At 65.3% G+C, this 23,445-nt stretch carries 16 protein-coding genes and 1 pseudogene; 10 read left to right on the forward strand and 7 right to left on the reverse strand.

The window, feature by feature from the left end; translation table 11 throughout:
* Positions 1-343: 343 nt before the first annotated feature.
* From K7B10_RS39780 to K7B10_RS39805, 5 genes are all read right to left on the reverse strand, one after another.
* Entirely contained in the window at positions 344-2,080 is a 1,737-nt protein-coding gene (locus K7B10_RS39780) for a ricin-type beta-trefoil lectin domain protein (RefSeq protein ID WP_229344624.1), read from the reverse strand.
* A gap of 1,401 nt (positions 2,081-3,481) precedes the next feature.
* Complete coding sequence (locus K7B10_RS41445) at positions 3,482-3,760, reverse strand: transglycosylase SLT domain-containing protein (protein ID WP_308284678.1); 279 nt, start codon at positions 3,758-3,760, stop codon at positions 3,482-3,484.
* Between the two features lie 522 nt (positions 3,761-4,282).
* A complete protein-coding gene (locus K7B10_RS39790) occupies positions 4,283-5,674 on the reverse strand; it encodes a peptidoglycan DD-metalloendopeptidase family protein (protein WP_308284679.1) in 1,392 nt (463 codons plus the stop codon).
* Between the two features lie 183 nt (positions 5,675-5,857).
* Positions 5,858-6,205: a recombinase family protein gene (locus tag K7B10_RS39800; RefSeq protein ID WP_229344628.1), complete on the reverse strand. Its 348-nt coding sequence runs from the start codon at positions 6,203-6,205 to the stop codon at positions 5,858-5,860.
* Positions 6,206-7,083: 878 nt separating this feature from the next.
* Positions 7,084-7,569, reverse strand: coding sequence for an ATP-binding protein (locus K7B10_RS39805; RefSeq protein ID WP_229344630.1), 486 nt, complete (start codon positions 7,567-7,569; stop codon positions 7,084-7,086).
* A 1,048-nt stretch (positions 7,570-8,617) separates the two neighbouring features.
* On the opposite strand from K7B10_RS39805, the gene K7B10_RS39810 reads away from it, so the two are divergent.
* The 7 genes and pseudogenes from K7B10_RS39810 (at position 8,618) to K7B10_RS39835 (ending at position 19,824) form a co-directional block, all read left to right on the forward strand.
* Positions 8,618-11,473: a helix-turn-helix transcriptional regulator gene (locus K7B10_RS39810; protein WP_229344632.1), complete on the forward strand. Its 2,856-nt coding sequence runs from the start codon at positions 8,618-8,620 to the stop codon at positions 11,471-11,473.
* An 82-nt stretch (positions 11,474-11,555) separates the two neighbouring features.
* Positions 11,556-12,215, forward strand: a complete 660-nt coding sequence (locus tag K7B10_RS39815; RefSeq protein WP_229344634.1) for a response regulator — start codon at positions 11,556-11,558, stop codon at positions 12,213-12,215.
* A gap of 595 nt (positions 12,216-12,810) precedes the next feature.
* Positions 12,811-13,275 carry an IS3 family transposase gene (locus K7B10_RS41775; RefSeq protein ID WP_372481523.1) on the forward strand — a complete coding sequence of 155 codons (465 nt, stop codon included), beginning with the start codon at positions 12,811-12,813 and terminating at the stop codon, positions 13,273-13,275.
* Positions 13,199-13,940: pseudogene (locus K7B10_RS39820) on the forward strand (transposase); the annotation flags it as partial. The gene K7B10_RS41775 and the pseudogene K7B10_RS39820, both read left to right, overlap by 77 nt.
* 20 nt (positions 13,941-13,960) lie before the next feature.
* On the forward strand, positions 13,961-14,389 hold the full coding sequence (locus K7B10_RS41130; RefSeq protein WP_372481589.1) for a hypothetical protein: 429 nt from the start codon (positions 13,961-13,963) through the stop codon (positions 14,387-14,389).
* A 77-nt stretch (positions 14,390-14,466) separates the two neighbouring features.
* Positions 14,467-18,396, forward strand: coding sequence for a response regulator (locus K7B10_RS39830; RefSeq protein WP_229344635.1), 3,930 nt, complete (start codon positions 14,467-14,469; stop codon positions 18,394-18,396).
* Between the two features lie 525 nt (positions 18,397-18,921).
* On the forward strand, positions 18,922-19,824 hold the full coding sequence (locus K7B10_RS39835) for a substrate-binding domain-containing protein (RefSeq protein ID WP_372481524.1): 903 nt from the start codon (positions 18,922-18,924) through the stop codon (positions 19,822-19,824).
* 221 nt (positions 19,825-20,045) lie between these two features.
* Here the strand turns inward: K7B10_RS39835 and K7B10_RS39840 are convergent, their stop codons facing one another.
* Positions 20,046-20,306 carry an integrase core domain-containing protein gene (locus K7B10_RS39840; RefSeq protein WP_372481525.1) on the reverse strand — a complete coding sequence of 87 codons (261 nt, stop codon included), beginning with the start codon at positions 20,304-20,306 and terminating at the stop codon, positions 20,046-20,048.
* Here K7B10_RS39840 and K7B10_RS39845 point away from each other — a divergent pair.
* The 3 genes from K7B10_RS39845 (at position 20,305) to K7B10_RS39855 (ending at position 22,102) form a co-directional block, all read left to right on the forward strand.
* Complete coding sequence (locus K7B10_RS39845) at positions 20,305-20,589, forward strand: hypothetical protein (protein ID WP_229344636.1); 285 nt, start codon at positions 20,305-20,307, stop codon at positions 20,587-20,589. The two genes, K7B10_RS39840 and K7B10_RS39845, sit on opposite strands and share 2 nt — an antisense overlap.
* Positions 20,590-20,894: 305 nt before the next feature.
* Positions 20,895-21,509, forward strand: coding sequence for a transposase family protein (locus tag K7B10_RS39850; protein ID WP_229344637.1), 615 nt, complete (start codon positions 20,895-20,897; stop codon positions 21,507-21,509).
* Entirely contained in the window at positions 21,506-22,102 is a 597-nt protein-coding gene (locus K7B10_RS39855) for an ISAs1 family transposase (protein WP_229345763.1), read from the forward strand. The genes K7B10_RS39850 and K7B10_RS39855 overlap by 4 nt, the downstream gene beginning before the upstream one ends.
* 49 nt (positions 22,103-22,151) lie before the next feature.
* Here the strand turns inward: K7B10_RS39855 and K7B10_RS39860 are convergent, their stop codons facing one another.
* Positions 22,152-23,297 (reverse strand): ABC transporter permease family protein, encoded by a 1,146-nt coding sequence (locus K7B10_RS39860; protein WP_229344638.1) that lies wholly within the window; start codon positions 23,295-23,297, stop codon positions 22,152-22,154.
* Positions 23,298-23,445: the final 148 nt, after the last annotated feature.

Here is a 23,445-nt window from a genome sequence, read left to right on the forward strand (position 1 = left end):
CTTCCGCCAACTCAGGCCGCTTCAAAGGAGGAACAGGAGAACCGGACACACCAGACGAAGACTTGTAGGACACCCCGACAGCCTCCCACCCACAAAGCCGCCACATCCACTGAATCAACGAAAAGATCAGTAGCGCCGCCCACGAGCGACTCGGCGGACCCCATCGTCCTGCCTGAGGTTTCGCGGCACAGCGAGGCTCCGGGTGGGGGGAGACCATCAAGGTCCCCCCCCGAGAACCGGAGCTCCGCTGCTTCTGCGACAGCCGCCGAGCGTCTTCCCTCACTGCGGCCGGCCGCTCACACGATCACTCGGATTTGCAGGGATTGCCGCGCTGCCATCAGGCCTATAGAACCTTGAGGTGGACAATGAGGGGAGCTGCCTCCGCTAGCGTTGAAGCTACCCAAGGAAGAGCTGGGGCAAAGAAATAGACAATGGCGGCGAAGACGGCTATGACCGCCACAGTGACGAGAGTTCCGACGACCCAGGGCAGAACACTGTTGGTGTGAGTGTCTCTCTCGGCGCAAGTGACGCGATTGTCACTTGAGACCCCGCAGGCCCGAACCACCCCGGGGGCAGATTCGCTGGTCAGGTTGCGTGCCCGAAAATTTGGCACCTGCGTCCAGCTCGAGGCCCAGGAAGTGCCCTGGGAATCCGATTCCCTACGCGTATCCATGGTCTGGGAATACACATAGTCGCTGGTGTTCGAGATCTCCACGGTGAGGCTGCTACCGCTCAGGCTGCCGGTCAGGCTGCTCGCATTGGCGATGTTCCCAGGGATTTCGGTGGCACCGGAAGATCCTTGCAAGCTGCCGTCGGAATCTATCCTGCTGCTGTCCTGGTAGACGTGCCCGTCGGTGCCGATGGTGAGGAAATGCATCCGGTCAAACACCCGGCTGCCTGTGTCTTCGTTGAAGTACCCGGGCACTGGGACCATGGCCACTCTCTTTGCCGTGGCATTGCTGAAATTAGCCCAGCTGTTCCACGATCCCTGAGACCTTCTGGAAACCGCCACATGGCTCATGTTGTCGATGGCCGCCAGTGTGATCGTACCGTTTTGTGCACTGACGGCGATGTCGGTCACATTTGTGGGGGTGCCTGGGCCGCCAACGCTAGCGGACCAACCACTCCATTGGTCGGTGGCGACGTTCAGGTCTCCGGCCCAGAGACGCCCGTCAGTTCCCACACGGTAGATGTGCAGTACCCCGGCCTCCTCCAGCTGGGCCACTCTTGTCGAAAGGCCGCCGAGGTTGATCGTCTGGTCCACCGCACCAAAGGTATTGATGCGGTTGACCGATATTGTACTGTCCGAATTGATGGCCACCTCGTGCTGCGGAACTCCCGACAGGGTCATGAACAGCTGATTAGAGCTGTCGGGATTGCAGTCCCAAATCGCGGGATATGCAGGAGAACCGACTCCGCCGATGTCCAGGCATCGGCCGGACTGCGGGTTGTACAGGGTTCCGTCACCGCGGGCCTGCCAATTCTGATTCGTTTGGCCATTGCAGGCAAAGGTTATAACTTCGGTCGCATTGGAGGTTCCTTCGCGACTGATGTCGAGGCACTGCCCGCCGAAAGCGGAGGTCTGTACGGAACCGTTGTTGTTGAATTTCCAGTTCTGCTCCGCTCCTCCGTTGCAGGTGCTGGCGGCCACCCGCTTCCAGGCGCCCACGGCCGTCACGCACTGTGTTGGGTCTCCTGCCATTCGGATAGGGGTATCACCCGTCGCCGACTCGGCTGCGGCCCGAAAGAAGAACTCGACAGGAAAGTGGTCGGATACGCCACCGCCCAAGGCGCGCCCCGACCAGCCGTTCAGGTTCTGGCCGTTGCTTACCATGTAGTCGAGCTCACCGCCGCCTTGCTGAGTTCCTGCGTTCGTCCGATAGGCGACGGTACCGGTAGGAAGGGCGCGGAGCCGGTCCGGATTTCGGTTGAAGTCTCCGAGGGCGGACCATTCGGCGAGGCCTGCCTGCCTGGTCGTGTTCGCGATCGCGGTCAGGAGATTGTCGGCGTCGTTGTATGCATTGTCTCCATAGGATCCGGCGTGAACGTCCCAGAAGACCGTCTGGCTGTCGAGCTGCACTCCGAATGATGGCCTACGAGCCTGCCTGCCGCGATTGTCCAGCTGCGGGTCAACGAAAAGGACGTTCGTCGCCCGAGTGCGCGTGACCATGGCGAGGTTGACTCGGTTGCCATTCGAGAAGTCCGTTCGCATAAAGTACAGGTAGGCGTCTCGGCGCCGGCTGGCGCTTCCAACGTTCCAGGTGTACTCGGTGACTGAGTATCGCGTGCCGGCAGGCAGCGGGTTATTCGAATCCTGGGCGGATGGGGGGACTACAGGGCCATTCCAACGTTGTCCGGTCGCTTGCGCCGCACTCGGCCGTGAGGTCTCAGGTCCCGCTTCCTGGAGGGCGATGACTCGGTGCTCGCGCCTGCCGGGACCGCCGGCGGACAGCGCAGCGACGCTAGTCCACTTGCTCTGGTCAGCGCTGTTCCCGCCTTGCATGTTCCACGTAAGGGGCCAGTAGTTGTTGACGGCGGCGTGGGCGCGCGACGGCGCGACCACCAGGGCGGTGAGGACGAGGGCAAGGGCGAGCAGGCCGCCGAGCATGTTCCGTATGCAGTCGGTGAACACTCGGGGGCCCTCGGGCGGGTTGGGTCCGATGGTGTCGGGGACGGGGAAGGGTTGAGGGGTCATCACAGCCTCCTTGAATCGTCTGAGAGAGGGGGCGACACGGGTGATCCGGCCACTGAAGCCGACCAGCTGCCGCATTGCGGCATGAGCGGCCGATTGGCCTGGACGCGTCGGTAGGGCTGTCCGCTGGTTTCGGGAGCGGAGTCATGGTCCGATGGGAATCAGAGCGCTTGCACGCCGGTAGCGGCGACCGGGTGCGCTTCACCGGTAGTGGGCAGAGTGTTCCGTATGCTCCTTTACAGAGGCATGAGTCGGCGCTTGGCCGTCGAGGGGAGAATTCCGGTCAGTAGCTGCCGAGCTGAAGACGTAGCCAGGTCTCCACGTCATCCGGGAGACGGGCCTGTTCGGGCCTCCCCGCTCCGCCTCGAGAAGGATCTCGGCTGGCTCGGCCCGATCGATTGCAGGGCAAATCACTGTGCCGAATGGGCATCGACCACGGACGAAGCCGAAGATCTATCAACCCATCGCGGCCTACTGATCAGCACCTCGCACCCATCGAGGAGGCTCAGGGTGGAGAACACAGCGGTGCTGCGCCCCTGGAGCATTGAGGGGGTAAGTCGTCAATGCAACTCATGACTCTTGGGTCAGAGCCAGTGTTCACGGGGCTACCTGTCCGCGTGCAACTCATCTTGCAGCCGCCGGCGAGGACGCGCGGTCGTTTGCGCCTTGCGCGCTGATGACCCCTGGACCGCTAGTGGTGGCGCACGAGGGGCTCGGGCACCGGCGGACCTCGCGGTCCTGTGTGCTGAGCCAGGGGAAGCATGCTGAGCCATGCCACAATGCTTGGCATCAGTACGGCCCGTTCACGTTGTCGATTGAACCGTATCGGTGGGCCGCGTAATTGCATGCTGCCGCAATATTTGCGATCGGATCATAGATATCCCATGAGGTGCCGTTCACGTGATAAGTGCGGAATGTAGGGTCAATGACCTGCATGAGGCCTTTGGATGGGATTCCTGCCTTTGCGTTCGAATCCCAAAGGTTGATTGCGAAGGCGTCGCCGCTCGACTCGCGCATGAGGTTTCGGTGGATCCCGTTATAGCTTCCGGGAATTCTGTTTGCCTTCATGACCACGAGTGAATGTTTGATCCAGGCGTCAATCCGATGACTGCTGGCGGGAGTTGCGGACGCCGGGGTGGGTAGAAGCGCCGAGGTTGCGCCGAGCAGGATCGTGGCCGCGGCGAGTCCGCCCGTGGCGTACCTGTAGATTTTGGAGGCTGCTTGCTTCGGGAGAACGCAAAGTCGCATGATGCCGGCCTTTCGTGTGTGGATGCTGCAAGTGCCTGGCAGCTTTGCCGCGTCTGAGTGAAGGGCATGTATGGCATGAGGGTGAACTGTGTGGCTGCCGTTAGAGAGATGTGAATTGAGGGGAAGTGGGCTTGTTTGTTCGAGCAGCCTGCTTCTCAAAGGAGGGTCAGTTGGTCACTCTCGCGCTGCGGAGACAGGCGAGGGGGTTTGCTGCGCTGCAGCCTGTACGTAAGTGGGCCCGATCCTTGGCCGCTAGGCACTGCCGCCATGCCTGCTTCCAAGGAATGGCAGGATCTTCGTCCGGAGGGGGCTGCCGGATTGCCGTTTTGGGTGTTTGGCGGGTCAGATTTTGACGCCGAGGCTGCGGAGGAAGGCGACGGGGTCGGTGTGGCCGCTGTAGTTGTTGCTGGTGCGGGCTTCGAAGTGCAGGTGTGGGCCGGTGGAGTTGCCAGTGCTGCCGGACAGGCCGATTTCTTGGGCCTTGTCGACGGAGTCGCCCTGGCGGACTGAGGCCGACTTCAGGTGGGCGTAGAGGGTGTACATGCCGCTGGGGTGCTTGATGATCACGGCATTGCCGTAGGAACCCTGCCAGCCGGCGGTGACGACCGTTCCGTCGGCGGCGGCCACGACGGAGGTGCCGGTGCGGACGGGGAAGTCGATACCGGTGTGGAATCCGGCGGCCCAGGGGCCTGGCTGCTTGTAGGGGGTGGTCACTACGCCGCCCATGACCGGCATGGTGCCCATGGCGGTGGTGTTCAGTTCGGCGTTGGCCGGCTGTACCGGACCGCTCGCCTGTTTGGGCTCCGAAGTGGGCGTGTTCTGCTCAGGCTTCGGGATGGTGTTCTGTTCGGCCTCTGGCTTCGGGGCGGTGGTCTTCTGTTCGGTCTGCGGCTCTGGGGCGGTGGTGTCCGGTTCGGCTTCGCGCTCGGGCGGCAGCATGGGGTCTTGTGTGGGGGCCGGCTTGGGGTTCTGCCCTGTTTCGGGCGCGATGGGGTGGGGCTCGGTGGGGTTCTGTTCGGGCTGGGCGGTGGGGTCGGCGTCCTGCTGGATTGGGTGCTGGCCGTGTGCGTGGCGGCCATGGGGCTTGTGTCCGTGGTGGGCGTGGTGTCCGTGGCGGTGTTTGATGATCATGCCGGGTCGGAGGTTTTCGTCGGGGTCTGTGTAGTCGGGTATCGCGTTTTCGTCGCGAAGGTCTTCCCATCCGACGCACAGACGGGAGGCGAGATTGTTGAGGGTGTCGCCGTGCTTGACGGTGAAGGCGCCGTTGGCTTCGCAGGCCTGGCTGTCCGTCGGTGTGGTGGACGGTTCGGAGGGCGCGGTCGTGTCCGGTGTGGGTATCGGGGTCGTGGCGGGGGCGGGAGTCTCGCTTTTGCGTGTCAGGCCGGCGGTCACGGAGCAGACGGGCCAGGCCTGGGGCCCTTGTTTGGCGAGGACTTTCTCCGCGACGGCGATTTGCGCCTCCTTGCTGGCCTGGTGGGCCTGGGGGGCGTGGTCGTGGCCGCCGAAGGCGGCCCAGGTGGCCGCGGTGAACTGCATGCCTCCGTAGAAGCCGTTACCGCTGTTGGTTGACCAGTTTCCGCTGCTCTCGCATTCGGCGACCTTGTCCCATGTGTCGGTCGAGGCGGCGTGAGCCAGGGGGGAGGCCAGGGCGAGGGACACAGTGGCGGCGGCGACGGCGAGCAGGGTGCGCTGCTTGAAGGAAGAGCGGGGTGCGAGGGCACGGCGGTAGTGCATCAATAGGTCCTTGAGGCAGAGGGGGGCGAAGCTGCTGCGGATGGCGGCATGTCAAAGGGCGCGGGCCGGTTCTGGATGGGTGCCGGCGGTGGGATGACCGGCAGGGGTGTCATGCAGAACTCGATTTCCGGGGGCGGCGGGTGCCGTGTACCGGCAGGACCGCAGGCGGGTCTGGGCGGGATGTCACCAGGGAGGGCGGGGGAGTTCGACGATTCGGCAGCCGTAGGCGGTCAGCTCACGTAGGCGGTCTTCGGCCTTTTCGGGGTGGAGGTCGAAGACCCACGGGCCGGGAATGAGGACGGTGTTGTGCCAGCCTCCGGCGACGGAGCGGATCAAGCGTTCGAACTCGGGTCGGTGAGAGCGTCGTCCGTTGTCGAAGTACACGATGGGCAAGGGCAGGTTGCGATGGCGGGCGTAGGCACCCAGGGCCCAGTGGTGGTGTGGCATTCCTGTGGCGTCGTAGGGGTAGCAGCGCAGGTAGGCGGCGGTGCTGGGCGAGCGGTGGTGGCGCATCTGCGTGGGAATCTGCATGGCTCCTGCTTTGGGGCTCGGTGCTTGTGCGCCCCCGTGGGAGCGGGACGGCGGTGGCGAGGGGCGGGCCGTCGGCCGCGGTCGTGCCTGCGGTGGCGTGCGGGGGCGGCAGGGCGAGGTAGCGGGGCCCAGCGGGGGAGAGAAGTCCGGCGAGGGGGCCAGGCGCGAATGGCGCGGCGGTTGGGCTGGCTCGGGCGCCTCACGTCTGGTCGCCTTCCTGCTCGTCGCCTGTCGGTGACGGTGTGACAGGTCTGCTGTAGCGGGGGCGGCGGTGGGGTGGGGGCAGGGTGAGGATGCGGCTGGCGCCGGCCCGGCTGAGCAGCCGGACGATCCTTCGTGCCTGGGCGTCGTCGGCGGAGAATGCCGACGTACAAGGAACGAGGATGATGCGGTGGGAACCGTTGTGGACGGCACGGACCATTCGTTCCAGCGGCGTCATGCCACCTGGGGTCCGTCCGGTGTCTACGTAGACGGTGGGGGCCGGCAGGCCCAGTCGGGCGGCGAAGCTCTTGAGGGCCTCGTGGTGGTGGCGGGCCGCATGGGGGTCGCGCGGCGAGTGCCGGATGTAAGCAGCCGGTCGGACGGTGGTGGGCCTGGCTGCGGCGGAAGTAGGCGGTGCAGGGGCGGTTGAAATAGACATGGCGCTCTCCAGGGAAGTGGGGACGTAGCGTCCCGAGGTGGGGAAAGGGAGCCTGAGATCGAAGGCCGTGGTGGTGGACCACGAGTTCAACGATGGGTGGCTGCCTGGCTACGCGAGGTGACCGGTTCGGCAGCCTGGTGCGTGGGTGCCCTGAGGCTGGGGCCGGTGATCGTGGGCCGTGGCGATGTACGCCGGAGGGTGCTGGGGGTCATGGCTTTTACCAAGGGCAGCGAAAGCGTTACGCGGCGCAGGTTGCGGTCAGTGTGGCGCCGTACTCGGCTCCGTTGTCAGTGCCGCTGAAGGTGGTGAACTCGGCCAGGGCGGCGACGATGTCATGGCCTCGACCGTGTTCGTCAGCCGCGCAGCTGCTCGTCCAGGCTCCGTCGCTGGGGGCGGGGCCGCCGTCGGTGACATTGGCATGCAGCTGGGTACTGCCGTCGGCGGCAGAGGTGACCTTCAGGTGCAGAGCGATGGGGGGCAGAGCGTGCTCGACCGCGTTGGTCACCAGTTCCGAGACCACCAGCAGCGCGTCGAAGATCTCTTCGTCTTCCATGCCCCAGTCGGTCAGCAGCTGCCGTGCGTGGCGCCGGGCGATGCCGGCTGCGGTGGGGTGGGAGGGCAGTTCCTGCTCGTTCTGGTGTGCGACCACCGGCTCCTGGGAGCCATCGCCGGTCTGGGCCGGAGCGCTGACTGCGAATGAGTGGGAAGCGGTGATGCTCGTCATGGTGATCGTCCGATGTGCGAGGCGGAAACGCTTACGTGATCCTTTTTAGGCATTGCGCACATTCGGGACATTGGGGAACCCCCCTAGCATTCGCCCTAACACCCCACCCCTAAGCCGGTCGTTCGCCAGATCGCAGCCCCACTCACACCCAGCCTGACCAGCATGTATGACCGATTCGCGCGACGAGAACGATCACAACCCGCAGCCGCCTTCTTTGCGCCCCCTGATCCCTGCACCGCGGGGCCGTCTCCCAGCCGCGCATCCGCCACCTCACCTACGGGTGCGCGCCTGATGCCTCCTCTCCTTCGCCGGGATCGGCTGCCTGCGGCCCTCTCGGGATTGGTTGCGTCGGGTGCCGCCCCGAGCGAGATCAAGGTGGGGAGGCGCGCATTGTCCTTCCGGCGGGCATGCGCGGCTACGCACGGGCCGGGCAAGAGGATGTCGGAGTTCGCGGCCGAACTCGCCTTCGAGGCCTCACCCCGCCCGCCCTGGCACTGGGCCACCTGCGGACGCACTGCGCCGCGAGACTGCAGAGGCCTCAGCGCCTGCGCCGATCGGCTCTCTAAGCCTCCGCGTTCGGCGTATCACGGAGCCGAGTCAGGCGGATCCGGTGCGTGGTCGTCTGCGTCCCCTCTCAGGCGCGGCATGCCCGGCATCCAACTCTGGTGGGGCTCTTCGGCCTCACGATCAGCCACAGAAGGTGAAGAATCAGTTTCTTTGCGTGATTACCAGTGTGGACACATGTTGGACCGGCGATGTGGCCGACGAGGTAAAGGAAGCTCGTGGGCCTCTCCCAGCCGCCCCTCGAACAGCCGACGCAACGGTTCCCACTCCACATCAAAGCCGTTGATCATGGCTGCCCGCGGCGGCCGTCGCGTACGATCCGTCTCCCATGCGTTGAGGGGGGAGCGTCTCGGGCAGGCTGCAGTGATGCTTGAGCTGTCGCTATCAAGCCGGCGACGGTGAGATGGTGCCCCGCCATGTCCGACATCGGCGCTCCACGAGGCACGGGCAGGTACGGGTACGCGCTCCGGCGCATACTGGGCGTGTGGAGCCGGATAGTGCTCTGTATGAGCGTGACGCCGAGATGGGCGCTCTCACGAGCCTGGTCACACGGACCGGGAGCGGACGAGGCGGGTTCGTCGCCGTCGAGGGGCCCGCAGGTATCGGCAAAAGCAGCCTGCTCGCGCAGATCCGCACCGTTGCGTCCTCCGCTCACTGCGTGGTAGCGGCCCGCGGAAACGAACTGGAGCATGAATTCTCCTTCGGTATCGTCAGGCAGCTGTTCGAACCTCTCCTGACCGCCGCCGACCCTGATCAACGTGACCAGCTGCTCTCTGGCGCGGCCGGCCAGGCTGCACCGGTTTTCGGACCGGTCACCGGCGACTCCACCGGCGAACACGACTTCGCCGTCCGTCATGGGCTTCTGTGTCTGACGAGCAACCTGTGTGAGCAGCGGCCCACGGTGCTGATCGTCGACGACCTGCACTGGGCGGACGTCGCATCCTTGAGATTCCTCATCCACCTTCAGTCACGAATAGACAACCTGAGCTTGTGTGTCGTGGTGGCTCTGCGTCCTGACGAACCGATCGCCGAGCGGCATCTGCTGGATCGGATCATCACGGACTCCGCCTGCCTGTTGTTGCGGCCCAGGGCGCTGAGCGCTGATGCCGCCTCCACCTTGGTGCGGGCAGAGTTCGCCGAGGCCACCCCAGGGGCGCCGGTGGAGGACGCCTTTTTGGCAGCCTGCCACAGTGCCACCGGCGGCAACCCGCTGCTTCTGAAGGAGACAGCGGCCCTCTTGCTGGCTGAGAGTGTCGCGCCGCTCGCAGTGAACGCCGACCAGGTGGCCCGCGTGGGCCCCCGCGCCGTTGCCCGCTGGGTGTCCCTGTGGCTCCATCGCCTCCCGGCCCAGGACCTGGCGCTGGCGCAGGCGGTTGCTGTTCTGGGCGAGCAGGTGCCCCTGGAACAGGCGGCCGTACTAGCGGACCTGCCCATGGACACAGCGATGCGGGCCGCGGGAAATCTGCAGCGCATCGAGCTGCTCCGTGCCTCTCCGCTCGCTCATGAGACCGCGCCGGTGGGCTACCGCCACCCGGTGGTCCAAACTGCCGTCTACCAAGCCATGGCACCGCAACATCTGTGGGCGGTGCACCGCCAGGCCGCCGACATGCTCCTCCAGTCCGGCGCCGAAGCCGAAAAGGTGGCCGCGCACTTGCTGCGTCTGCCGGCCGCCCGGGACCCACAGCTGCTGGCAGTACTGATGCGAGCCGCCCGCGATGCACAGGGCCGGGGTTCTCCTCACGCAGCCGTGACCTACCTGCAGAGAGCCCTGGGCGAGGCGCCCTCAGCCCCTCAGCGCCTGGAGCTCCTGCACCACCTGGGGCAGACGCTGCAGCTCACCGACACCGATGCCTGCGTGCGCTACCTGCGCGAGGCTCTGCCGCTCGCCGACAGTGTCCGACGGCGCGCCGAAATCGCCAATCAGCTGGGAAACGGGCTCATGTTGACCCAACGCATCCCCGAGGCCCTGGAGGTGTGGGGGGAGGCCCTGGCCCAGTTGCCGCACGAGGAGCAGGACCTCACTGCCAAACTCCACGCCGCCATGCTTTCCGTACCCCTATTCGAATCAGCTGCCCCTGAAATGCGCCAGGACATCCTGCGCGAGGTCGGCCGGCAACGGCTGCTGGGGCCGGGCCAGACGGTGGGAGGCAGGTTCCTTGAATGCGTTATCGCAGGGCACGACGTGGTCGTCGGCGATCCCCGCGGCGCGCCGCGGGCGCTTCGCGTTGTACAGGATGGAGAGCTACTTCAGCGAGCCGTCGGACTGACACCCCTGGCCCTCGCATGGTGGGTACTGATTTGCGCCGACCGGCCTGAAGCGCTCAGCAGCCTGGATCAGGCCGTAACCCAGGCCTACACAGAAGGGTCAACCAGCAGCCTGGTGGCCGCCCTCACCTACCGAGCCTTGGCGCGGCTGCGCCGCGGCAGCCTGACCGAGGCGGAGGCTGATGCCCGCGAAGCCATCCAAGCCACCGAGACCGCCGGTATCAGCCTGCACCACATCACCCTCGGCCCGATCATGGCCGACATCCTCATGGAGCAGGGGCGCCTGGACGAAGCCGAAGACGCACTGGACTGGACCCTGGAAAGCGATGACCTCCCCCTCACCGGCCTCATCTACCACCTTCTTTTGCGCCGCGCGCGACTGTTGCGTCTGCAAGCCAAGCCCGGCGACGCCCTCGACGCCGCCCTGGCCGCAGGAGAAGCCTTCGTGGCGGCCGGCGGGCAAAACCCCGCAGTCCTGCCCTGGCAATCTGAGGCCGCCCTCTGCCTGCACCTGCTGGATCGTGACGAGGAAGCCCGAACACTGGCCCTGGAAGAAGTGCGGCTGTCCCGGGACTGGGGTGCGCCGCTGGCCCGCGGGCGGGCACTACGCGTCGCCGGCCTCGTACACGACGGCGAACAGGGCACCGCCTTCCTCGAGCAGTCGGTGCACCGCCTCCGCCCGTCACCTGCCCGGCTGGAATACGCCAAGGCAGCCGCCGACCACGGCGCCGCGCTACGCCGCGCTGGCCAGCGCACCCAGGCCCGCAGGCTCCTCACCGAAGCCTTCGACATCGCTCAACGCTGCGGCGCACAACCGCTCCTCCAGCACATCAACACCGAGATCAAGGCCAGTGGTGCCCGCCCGCGCAGTCCTCTGGCCGGTGGAATTGAAGCCCTGACTCCCAGTGAACGGCGCGTTGCTGACCTGGCAGCCGCCGGCAGGTCCAACCGCGAGATCGCCCAAGCCCTGTTCGTCACTCCCAAAACCGTCGAGGCCCATCTGGCCAGTTCCTATCGCAAGCTCGACATCACCAGCCGCCGCCAGCTGACCGATCGGCTCTCGGCGCCTACATAGGCAGCGACAACCTGCACGAGGCTGCCCCCAACCACCAGGCCTACGCCGTGCAAGAGGCCCTCACCCCGGGAGCGAGCACACCATGACCCAGGACAGAGGTCGCGTGCTGATAGTGGACGACGACCGAACCAACCGCATGATGGTCACCTACAAACTGGAAATCAGCGGAGTGCACGTCGTCGCCGCGGAAAGCGGGCAAGAGGCACTGAGCATCATGCGGGAAGAATCCTTCGACGTCGTACTGCTTGACATCCTCATGCCTCAGATGGACGGCTACACCACGCTGGAGCTCATGAAGGGTGACCCCGCGCTGCGCGACACACCTGTCGTCATGATCTCCCAACTGGACGAGATTGACAGCGTCATCCGCTGCCTCGAACTCGGAGCCGAGGACTACCTTCCCAAGCCACTTAATTCCCTCCTTCTTATGGCGCGGATCAAGGCCATCCTGCTCGGCAAACGACTCACCGAAATGCAGCAGGACTACGACCACCAGCTTGGCCTACTCATCGAAGCACTGAAAGCCGCCCGGAATAGAGCCTTCGAACCCGATTCGCTGCAGCCCATCGCCGATCGCAGCGACCGCCTAGGCGAATGCGCTCGAGCCATGCAGCAGGTAATCCCAATCGTCAGCCGTCAAACCACCTCTAGCGGACTCACCGCGCCGTCACCGCCCGCTCCAAGCCCAACGCGCGATTCAGCGCGAAACCCCCGCACCTCGGCGGCACCTCCAAAAGCCTAATATCGTGGTCACGTGAGACTTGGATCTCCGCAGGCCTGACGGTCCGGCACGGCCTCATACGAGGGGCTCGGGGCCATGACCCTTGATCCTGGACATATGAGAGGCTGGATCCTGAGCACCGGGGAACGGACATCTCATGGTCATGAAGAACTATTCGCCGGAGTTCAAGGCACACGTGGCACCCTCGACGGACCGGCACGTCGTGAAAGGACTGGGTACCAGACGCGGCCAGCAGCGACGATCCGGCAGATCGCTATCAATCTCGGGGGCAATCGAGCCTTGCGCAACTGGGTCAGTGCAGCCGGCGCGAGCAGGCCGCGAGGACGCCGGGCAGAGGTCCCCGCCGAGCCGTCGATGCCGCTGGAGGCCGAGAACGCCGCTCTGCGGCAGAAGCTCCGCGAGCTCGAGGCGGAGTGCGAGATCAGAAGGCGGCGAAAGGATTTCGCCACGGAGACACGCTGGTGAACCGCTTCCAGATTGTCGCCGACCATAGCGCCGCCACGGCGCGAAGCGTGCAACATCCTTGGCATCGCCCGCTCCAGCTTTTTACTACTGGCACGCGACATCCGCTGCCGCTGACCGAGCCGCCCGCCAGATGGCTGATGCCCGGCTGGAAGCCCAGATACGAGCAGTGCACCTCGAGTCGGACGGTACCTACGGCGTTCCCAGGATCACCGCCGAGCTCCGTAAGAAGGCGAACGGGTCAATCACAAGCGGGTCGCCCGCGTGGTCCGGAGTATCAATCTGGCGGGAGTCCGGCTCCGCCGCAGGCACCGCACCCCACGATCGGGGATCCGGCAGCGGCAAGGACTCGGACCTACTCGGGCGAGGGGCCGAAGCGAACACGAAGTACGTCGGGGATATCACTGAGCTTCTTCGAGTTGGCCACCGATCGGGTGATGGGCCGCGAAGCGCAACGAACGAGGCCCCCGAGCTGTTGATCGAGATGTCTGACGTCTCAATCACGTTGCTCGGGGGCCTCGTTGGTCATCCATCCTGCCGCACTCGACCTGCCGCATGCGCTCGTGGAGTGGGTCACCATGCTGGTTGTCACCCGTGAGGGCGACCGGCGCTGCAAGCTCCGTCCGTCTCAGCGGGCGATGGTGGCACTGGTGTACCTGCGAGAGCACACCACTCTGGCGAAGATCGCCGCCGGGTTCGGGATCAGCGAGTCCACCGCCCACGCCTACACCCGGGCGGTCGTCGACCTGCTCGCCGAACGAGCACCGGGTCTGCTCAATACGCTGCGCGAGCACGATCCCGACTTCATCCTGCTCGACGGCACCCTCGCCGAGTGCGACCGGGTCGGCGACGGCCTGGCCGACTACTCCCACAAGCACCGGCGCCACGGCGTGAACGTGCAGGTCGTCACCGACCCCCGCGGCCGGCTGCTGCGGCTCGCGCCCGCCTTGCCCGGCCGCACACACGACCTGACCGCCGCCCGCACCCACCGGATCATCCGGATCTGCGAGTGCCGGGGCGTTCCCGTCCTGGCTGACCTCGCCTACCAAGGCGGCGGACCGTGGCTGACGACCGGCATCAAACGCAAGCCACTCCAGGAACGCACTCCCACCGAAAAGACCCTCACCGGGCGCTGGCCGCAGCACGAGTGCCCGTTGAACGCGGTGTCGCGAGCCTGAAACCCTGGCGGATCTTCCGCAGGTCCCGATGCAGCCCCACCACATGACGTCAATCGTCAAGGCCATCCTCACGCTGCAGCGGCAAGGCTGCAAAAGCTCACTTATCTGCCTCCGGATGGAGGGAAGTTCCCCTATCTGGCTACTGTCATCGACTTTGCCTCGCGCCGCCTGACCGGCTGGGCGACCGCTGATCACATGCGAACCGAACTCGTCACCGACACGCTCGCCGTCGCGAAACGGGCCCACGGCAGCCGAACCGGAGTGATCATGCACACAAGCGGGGTGAGATCGCCTTGTACGGTCCCCGTGGCTGGGACGGGCCTCCTGCCCGGGGGCCCTGTCAGGCCTTTCCGGCTTGCATTGGGGTGGCCCCGGGCGCAGGCAGGGCGGGAGTGTGCTTCTGTCGTGGGAAGGGGGAGTGCACGAAGGGCCGCTCGCCTGGTTTCGGCATACCGTTGTGGTGTGCGCGGCACGAGGCCTTGGAGGGAGCTCGGAGATCTGCCGAGGTCGGATAGGGGCAGGAAGGCTGTCTGAGGCCGCCCCTGGAGAGGCGTGGCCGTGGGGATCTCGTGCCACTGTTTGCATGGGTGAGTTGCTGCTCGGAGCACGGCATGGGCGATATCGCAGGGAGAGTGTATGGCAGGATTCGCGCCGCCTGGTTGAGGAGACATCCGCATGTGCGGTTCAGGCCGCGGATCTGGCACAAGTTGGCCGCGATCTGCCTCTCGTTCATGATTCCGCTCGCGTTGACGGGCGTCTACCTGGTACAGGAGCAGAACTCCAGGATTAACCTGGCGCATGAGGAAATCGATGGCTTGAAATATTTGAAGCCGGTGCAGTCATTGCTGCAAAATGTATCGCTGCATCGCACTCTGGTCAGGCGGGGCCTTAACGGGGAAACCGTGTCGGCCGAACAGGTCGCCACTACAGAGAAGACCATCGACAGACAGTTCGCGGCGCTTGCAGCGGCGGATCACTCTCTTCAGAACAGCGTGCAAACCTCCGGTGCCATTCTCGCTCGGAAAGGTCTTGGGGATCTTTCTCCGGCCAGTCTTGCGGCGGAGTGGCAGAGGCTGAAGTTCGCGCCGCTCAGCATTCCAGCCAGCGAAGGCGAGCACGACAAACTTACCTCAAATTTGCTTGGTCTTACTTCCTACATCGGGGATACTGCCAAACTGCTGCTCGACCCGAATCTGGCCACCAGTTACACGCTGATCGCCCTGTCGCTTCTGCAGCCCCAGATCACACATCGTCTCAATCATCTCGGGGCCGCAGCGGGTAGCGTCCAAAGTCCGGGGGAGGCCGCTCGCGCTCCGGGGACGGTCAGCGACCTCAGTGCGGTCCTCACGCAAGACATGGCGCAGTTGCGTGCCACGTTGGATCAGGCCGCTGTCGAGATCCGGCACAGTCGTGGAGGGGTCCCCGAGCCGGGGTTCCAGCCGTTGGTCAAGCGCCTGGACCAGTCGGTCACCAGCCTGGCGCGGATGAGCAGCGCGCTTGCGGCCTCGTCCGGTCAGGAGGGTGTGTCGCAGGCTGCATACGCCGCGCAGCTGTCCCAGGTGGCCAATGCCAATGAGCGACTGTGGGATGCGGTGTGGGTTCAGGCCAATGACCTGCTGCACGCTCGCACGCGCCTTGAGGCACAGCGCAGGCTGGCTGTTTTGTCGAGCATAGCGGCTGTGCTGGCCGTGACGACCGCGCTGACGTTGCTGGTGGGCCGCCGGATGGTGAAGGACCTGGGCAACGTGGCGCAGGCCGCGGAGTCTCTCAGCGGAGGCAACCTGGACAGGCGGGTGCAGGTCAAGAGCCGGGATGAGATCGCGACGGTGGCCGGAGCGTTCAACGCCATGGCCGCGAGGCTGGAGCAGAGCTATGCGCACATCGAGCGCAAGGTCCGTCTGCGCACTCGCGAGCTGAATGAGCGCAACGCGTCGCTGAAATTGCTGGAAGGGGTTGCCTCGGCCGCGAATGTCGCGGTCACCCCGCAGCAGGGCTCACGCAGTATTCTCGCTCTGGTGTGCTCCTATACCGGCTGGCCGGCCGGCCAGGTGCGCTTCAAGGACCCCCCGCCGCCTTCGGACGGCAAGGAGGGCTCGGCAGGCCCCTCGGTGGTGGATGCGGCGCATGAGGTGTGGCATTGCGCGGATGCTTGGCGCGATGGCGACCTCAGGGGCCTTTTCGAAGCTGTGTTGGCCTCCCCGATCGCCCCTGGGGCAGCGCAGGTGCAGCGGGGCGGGCGGCCCGCATGGATCCGCGACATCGACCAGGAGCCGGATCTTGCGGCCATGAGGAAGGCCGCCCGCCTCGATGTGCGTACCTATCTGGTGTTTCCCGTCCTACAGGGCGAGAGCGTGGAAGGGGTGCTCGAGTTTCTGGCACCCGGCCCGATGGAGCCCGACGACGCATTGTGCAGACTGATGCTGAACGTCGGCACCCAGTTGGGGCGGGCCCTGGAGCGCTCCCGCGCGGCGGGGGAGCTGCGGGTGTCCCAGAAGAACGCCGAGGTCGCGAACCGGGCGAAAAGCGCGTTCCTCGCCACGATGAGTCACGAGATCCGTACCCCCTTGAACTCCGTGATCGGTATGACCGACCTGCTGCTGGACACCCCGCTTCAGGGAGAGCAGCAGGACTTCACCAAGATCATTCGTGAGAGCGGCGAGAATCTGCTCGTCATCATCAACGACATCCTGGATTTCTCCAAGATCGAGGCCGGCAAGCTGACCCTGGAGTACCAGCCCGTCGACCTGCGCCAGTGCATCGAGTCGACGTTCGACCTGGTCTCTGGCCCCGCGGCCAAGAAGAATCTCGATCTCGCCTACATCATCAGGCCGGGGACGCAGGAGCACGTGATGACCGACCGCGTCCGGCTGAGACAGGTCATCGGGAACCTCCTGAGCAACGCCGTGAAGTTCACCGAGTGCGGGGAAGTGGTGCTGACCCTGAGCCCCGCCGACGAGCCAGAGAGCGGGAAGGCGTCCGCGGCCGGGAGGCCGGCAGGCGAAAGCCCCGCAAGCGACGTCGGCGGCGGGGACTCGGTGCTGCTGCACTTCGCCATCCGCGATACCGGCATCGGTATTCCGGCCGACCGCATGAACCTGCTGTTCCACGCCTTCGAGCAACTCGACACCTCCGTCAGTCGGCGTTTTGAGGGAACAGGGCTGGGCCTGGCCATCAGCCGGCGCCTGACCGAGCTCATGGGCGGCACCATGTGGGCGCAGAGCACTCCGGGTGAAGGCTCGACCTTCCACTTCACCCTCCGGGCGCAGCCGACCCCCGCCCCCGTGCTTACACACGTGCCCACGGCCGCGACCATGGATTTGCGCGGCAAGCGCATGCTGGTGGTTGACGACAACGCGACGAACCGAATGATCCTCACGCTGCAAGGTGAGTCCTGGGGCATGGTCGTGCGGGCCACCAGATCACCCGCCGAAGCTATGGAGTGGATCCGCCGAGGGGACCCCTTCGACGTCGGCATCCTCGACTACCACATGCCCGAGACCAACGGCGTCGCACTCGCCCGCGACATCCACAAGCTGCGCAGCCGCAGCGAGCTGCCGCTCATCCTGCTCTCCTCCGTCGGTCGCCAGAGCGCCGAAGACCTCGACGAATTCGCGAGCTACCACACCAAACCCATCAAAGCCGGCCGCCTCGGCGAGGAGCTGTGCAAGGCACTGCAGGCTCCCGAGACCTCGCGCAGGCCATCAGCATCCGCCCCTCCCCCAGCAGACCTTGCTGCCGCGCCCCGCGACCTGCGGATCCTCGTGGCCGAAGACAACGAGCCCAACCGCCTGCTCCTGTTGCGCATGCTCGAGAAGATCGGATATGCGGCACAGGTCGCGCACAATGGCAGGCAGGCACTGGAGGCGCTGCGAGAGCGTCCCTACGACGTGGTCTTGATGGACGTTCAGATGCCGGAGATGGACGGGCTGGAAGCCTCACGCCGCATTCACCGGGAATGGCCGGCCGACACTCGCCCCACCATCATTGCCATGACCGCCAACGCAATGCCGGGCGACCGGGAACAGTGCCTTGCCGCGGGAATGGACGACTACATCACCAAACCCCTGCATCTTCAAGAACTCGCCCGCGCCCTGCACGCAAGCCACCCGGCCGGCCGCAGCGCAGCCACGCCCACTCCCGGTGCGCAGCCCCGACCCGAGGACGGCCCAGAGGGCGGGCATGTCCTGAGCTCCGGCACGGTCCAGCGCCTCGTGGAATCCCTCAGCGCCGACTTCGCCGCCGAACTCGTCCACGCCTTCCTGGAGGACGCACCGTCACTCATCGACGCCATTGCCCGGGCAGGACCCTCAGCCGACACCAGCGAGGTACGACGCGCTGCCCACACGCTACGCTCCAATGCCCTGACCTTCGGCGCACCCGCCCTCGCGTCCCTGTGTGCCGACCTCGAAACGCAGGCCCGCGACGGCGCCTTGGAGTATGTGGAACCTTTGGTATCACGCCTCGAAGCAGAGTACGAGAAAGTCCGGGTGGCCTTGCAGGAACTGGAGGCAGAACTCACGCCTCCGTCACAGGACCCTTAGTCTGCGGTACAGCCCTTAGCCGCGAGACCCCAGGAGTCTTCGACGCAGCAGCCCGAAGAAACCAGGCGATATAGTGACAATCAGGCAACTATCTCAGGGGGGCGCTAGGCGCGGCGCCTCTCACCAGCGATGACCGGATGACGGCGATCTGACAGAGCCGCGCAGAGAGGCCCGCTGCGGGACGCCGGTGCGGCAAAACCTGGATATGCCGCCAATCCCACCAGGCCCCGCGTACACACTGGTCCTCTGTCTTTCTCGCCGCTATGAACATTGGCCCTGCCTTGGAGGAGCATCGTGGAGTGCATGTCCCGACCCGTCGGCACCGCCGCGGCCTTCGCGATTGCGGCCACTGCCCTCCTTGGGGGCTGCGACGGTTCCGTTCACTCCTCCCCACCCCGCCCGGGATGCCCCGTCGCCCTGGCCAAAGCAGCGGGCACCGTGAAACTGGCCGCCCAGAATAGCAACTCCGCCTGGCACGGCCCCACCAGCGGGCCCAAGATACAACCGGGGCGAAGCATCGCCTTCGTGGCCGAGACCCTGAGTAACCCGGGCGTCGCCACAGTGGCGGAGAGCGTCAAAGAGGCAGGGCGCGTCGCGGGCTGGAACGTCCGGGTGATCGACGGGCACGGCACGGCCGCGGGCCTGCTGGCCGCCTTCGGCGAAGCGATCGCCGCCAAACCTTCGGGAATCGTCGTCAGCGCCTTCTACACCAACTTGAACGAAGCGCAGATCAGGAAGGCAAACAGTGCCGGAATTACCCTCGTAGGCTGGCACGCCGTAGGCACCCCCGGCCCCAGCGAAAATCCGAAACTCTTCACCAATATCACGACCAAAGTCGAAGACGTAGCCGAAGTCAGCGCCGACTGGATCATCAGCCACTCGCACGGGAACGCTGGCGTGGTCGTCTTCACCGACTCATCCATCCCCTTTGCCAAACATAAAACCGACCTCATCCTCAAAGAGCTCGCCGCCTGCCCCGGCGTGAAACTGCTGTCGACCGAGGACATTCCCATCTCGGATGCCGGAACCCGAACTGCCAGGGAAGTGTCCACCCTGCTGTCGCAGCACGGCGACAAATGGACCCATTCGGTCGCCATCAACGACCTGTACTTCGCCTACGCGGCGCCGACACTCCGCGCAGCCGGCAAGGAAGGAGACGGGGAACCGGCCAACATCGGGGCAGGCGACGGCGATCGCTCGGCTTTCAAACGAATCAACGACAAGCAGTATCAGGCCGCGACCGTGCCCGAGCCGCTCATGCAGCAGGGATGGCAAATCGTGGACGAGTTCAATCGCGCCTTCGCTGGACAGCCACCCAGCGGTTACGTCCCTGCGGTCCACATCTCCACCGCAACTAACAGTCAAAACACCACGAACTGGGACCCACCCCACTTCAAGGAGGAATACCGCAAGATCTGGGGTCGATGATCGCCGCTGCCCGGTCCGCCCCGTCTAGAGGTTGTCCCGTAACCGTTGTGGTGGTTGTGGTGTTGGTTGGGCATGTGTGGGGTGATCTCAGCGGATGATCCGAAGTGGATCGCGCCGTTCTCCGGGTCGTCCGAGGTGCAGTTTGAACCGTTCCGTCGGTAGAGATCTCAAATGTTGGTTGTGACCTGGGGTTTCTTGGTTGCTCGGTAGTGGTTGTTCTTCTATTCGAAGGGCGGGACGTGGCTTATCTCACCGTGGAGTCGTCGGTGGTTGTACCAGTCGACGTACTCGGCCGTGGCGAGCTCGACGTCTGACAGCGTCTTCCATGGCCGTCGGGGCTTGATCAGCTCGGTCTTGAACAGGCCGATCGTGCTCTCCATCAGGGCATTGTCGTAGGCGTCGCCGACCGATCCGATCGAGGCGGCGATGCCGGCAGCGTCCAGGTGCTCGGCGAGCCGGAAACTCGAGCGTGAGGGTGACATGGCACTCTTCCTACGCCGGCATTGGAGTACCGACGTAGCACTCGCCGATACCCGTCGTACGTGGGATGTATGGCTTGTCAACTGGGACGGCATCCACCGGGCACAGGACGTCGCAGACTTCAACTACTTGCTGCACGCGACGTGCGGCGGCGGCCTTTTCCCCGAAGCGGCGTTCCTATTCAAGCTGCTCGGCGGCCAGGCAACAGTGGTGCCCTGGTCCTATTTCGGCGACCCCGCGACCGTCATCACCAAGTGGCACCGCACTGTCATGCGCTCAACCTGATATTGGAGTAGAGGACCCGTCAGCCGGAGGCGGTCTGCGCTCACTATCCGGCCGACGTGTCATAGGCGGCGGCCTCACTGACCGGCCCTTGGGCAAGCCCCGGTGATCGCGTCGTAAAATGGAATGCCGAAGGGGCTAAGCGTCAGGGCTCCGTCGTTCTCGCGGTTGGCTTGAAGCTGCCGGTATGTGCCCGGTATCTCAAGTCGGCCGTGATGGGCGGTTCGTGAAGGGCGGTGGATACGCGCGCAGCCACCTTCCGGTGATCATGAAGTATCGAGTTCGCTGATCACCACAACGGAAGACCCGTGCCTGCTGCGCCACCATCACCCATTCCCGCCGGGCTGGGTCAACTCGCGGGCTGTGATCCGGCCTGCCCCGACGAGCTACCCGACCTGCTGGCCCGGCTGGCCCGCCTGCCCGACCCGCGCCGCCGCCGGGGCCGCCGTCACCCGCTGCCGTACGTTCTGGCCGTGGCCGCCTGCGCGGTCCTGGCCGGAGCGAAGTCCCTCACCGCAATCGCCGAGTGGGCCGCCGATGCTTCCGACCGGCTGTTGTTCTGCTGCGGGGCCGCGCTGCGCGATCCGGACCGGCCCTGCCGGGCGCCCAGCGAGGCGACCGTGCGCCGAGTACTGCAGCGCATCGACGGCGACGCGTTCGACGCGGCGATCGGCGGCTGGCTCACCGCTCGTGCCGCCGCCTCCCGCGCCGCCGGCCAGGACGGACACCCGCCGATCCGCCCGGTACGGGCAGCCGTTGCGGTGGACGGCAAGTCTCTGCGCGGCGCGATCCGCTCCGACGGCCGCTGCGTCCACCTGATCTCCGCTCTGCGCGACGACGGCATCGTGCTGGCCCAGCGCGAGGTCGACGCCAAAGCAACGAGATCATCGCATTCCGGCCACTGCTGGACCCGCTGGACCTGACCGGCGCGGTGGTGACCTTCGACGCGCTGCTGACCCAGACCGACCACGCAAAGTTCCTGGTCGAGGAGAAGAGAGCGCACTACATCGCCGTGCTCAAGGGCAACCATCCGAGCCTGCACGCGCTGGTGAAGGAGCTGCCATGGAGGGAGGTGGACCGCACCCGGGCCACCGCGCACGGCCGTGACGAGATCCGTCGGCTCAAGGCCGCCACTGTGCCCAGGTTGCCGTTCCCGCACGCCGACCAGGCACTGCAGATCGTCCGCCGACGGCGCACCCTACGCACCGGGAAGGTGTCGATTGAACGCGTTTACGCAATCACGAGCCTGACGGTGCACCAGGCGAACGCTGCTGACCTGGCGGAACGTATTCGCGGGCATTGGGCTATCGAGAATCGTGAGCACCACGTCAGGGATGTGACGTTCGGGGAGGACGCCTCGCGGGTGCGGACCGGCGGCGCGCCGCGGGCGATGGCCTCCCTGCGGAATCTGGCTATCGGCGCGCTCCGCCTGGCCGGGTGGGACAACATCGCCGAGGGCCTGCGCCATCACGGGCGGGACATGACCCGGCCGCCGGCCGCCCTCGGACTCACGTGATCACTCCGCGCCGAATCGCAAGAACGACAGAGCCCTGGGCCGCGGAGCGCTACTTCTTCGCGGCCCGAAGGAGCTGATCGACTGTGCGTTCAGTCGATTGAGTTTCTGTGGTCATTCCATATGGTTCTTGCTCTGAATCGCTCAGTCTTTCCTTGCCTTCCGAGTCTCGGAAAATTGAGACGTACAGGTAGGGGTTGGTGTCTCCCTCGGCTACGCCGATTCCCCCTTTTGAAAACACCCACCAGCCCGTGGCATAGTCCATGGAGTGCGTCAGGTTCAGCATCTCGCTGCTGTGGTAAATTTTGGAGTGGAAGCGATAGAAATCATCTCCTTTTTGCGTGAGCCAGTCCGGGGCATCCCGGAGATGCCTCCCGGTTTCCGGGTCCCAGGAGACTTCGATCGAACTCGCATAGCTGTTTCCCAGTTTGCCTCGGTCGGCTCGGACGAAGGAGGCGGTCGCATCGATCTCGATGCGACCGAGCCCGGATCGCAGTGGCACATCGATGACGAAGTCGTGCGAGAGGTCCATCCCCGGGTCAAGCCGATCGCCCGGTTCGGCGAACTTCCCGGTGCCCAACATGTGCGAGTACCCATACTTTACGTGCCTGAATGTTCGGTCGTAATTCAACGTCTCCCACTTCCAATCGCTCTCCCCGATACCCTTTTCCGAGTATTGAGTCGGCCACCCAATGACCGTCCACATGGTGCCGACGACATAGACCCTCACCGAACCGGTGTTGCGGAACTCCACATGTGCCGGAACGTGAAGCGCGGTACCGTCCGCACTTAGGGTGGATTCGCCGAACGAGATGCTGAACGGGATTTTCACGGGAGTGGAGTATGGGACGTACATCTGTGAATAGGTCAGGCTCACCAGCCCGATGACTCCGGACACCACGACGCTCAGTGCGATGCCCCTGGGATGCTGGATCGCCTGCCACACCCTCTGCCGTGTCAAAGTCCATAGGGCCCAGGCCGCCCAAAGCACCAGGCCGATCCACAGCCAGAGGAACGGGGTGTAATCCCGGCCCTGGATCTGTGTGATCAGGAACATCAGATCCGTGACCAGCACGGTGCCGACGCCCGCCAGGACGACCGAGCCCGAGTATCGGATGGCCCTCTTGCCCCAGTAGTCGCACACGGCCAGCGCTGCGACCGCTTCGGCCAGCGCCGCGGCAATGAAGGCGACGCCCACGACGCGACCGCCGTACGCCAGGCGTTGAACGCGTCCGTAGTGCCCACATGAAAGAGGACCGCGGCCGAGACCAGGAGGCCCAGCGCCATCAAGGCGCCGGCGGCGTATCTTCGCCATGGACAGTCGGGCCAGGAGGACTTGTCCGCCT

Source organism: Streptomyces flavotricini (assembly GCF_020639365.1).
Lineage (GTDB): Bacteria > Actinomycetota > Actinomycetes > Streptomycetales > Streptomycetaceae > Streptomyces > Streptomyces flavotricini.

What these genes read in the sequence shown, in the direction of transcription:
- K7B10_RS41445 (WP_308284678.1), bottom strand. Translation starts at nt 3,760, where the DNA reads ATGAAGGCAAACAGAATTCCCGGAAGCTATAACGGGATCCACCGAAAC.
- K7B10_RS39845 (WP_229344636.1), top strand. Translation starts at nt 20,305, where the DNA reads ATGGCACTCTTCCTACGCCGGCATTGGAGTACCGACGTAGCACTCGCC.
- K7B10_RS39805 (WP_229344630.1), bottom strand. Translation starts at nt 7,569, where the DNA reads ATGACGAGCATCACCGCTTCCCACTCATTCGCAGTCAGCGCTCCGGCC.
- K7B10_RS39800 (WP_229344628.1), bottom strand. Translation starts at nt 6,205, where the DNA reads ATGCAGATTCCCACGCAGATGCGCCACCACCGCTCGCCCAGCACCGCC.
- K7B10_RS39790 (WP_308284679.1), bottom strand. Translation starts at nt 5,674, where the DNA reads ATGCACTACCGCCGTGCCCTCGCACCCCGCTCTTCCTTCAAGCAGCGC.
- K7B10_RS39815 (WP_229344634.1), top strand. Translation starts at nt 11,556, where the DNA reads ATGACCCAGGACAGAGGTCGCGTGCTGATAGTGGACGACGACCGAACC.
- K7B10_RS41775 (WP_372481523.1), top strand. Translation starts at nt 12,811, where the DNA reads ATGGCTGATGCCCGGCTGGAAGCCCAGATACGAGCAGTGCACCTCGAG.
- K7B10_RS39830 (WP_229344635.1), top strand. Translation starts at nt 14,467, where the DNA reads ATGGGCGATATCGCAGGGAGAGTGTATGGCAGGATTCGCGCCGCCTGG.
- K7B10_RS39840 (WP_372481525.1), bottom strand. Translation starts at nt 20,306, where the DNA reads ATGTCACCCTCACGCTCGAGTTTCCGGCTCGCCGAGCACCTGGACGCT.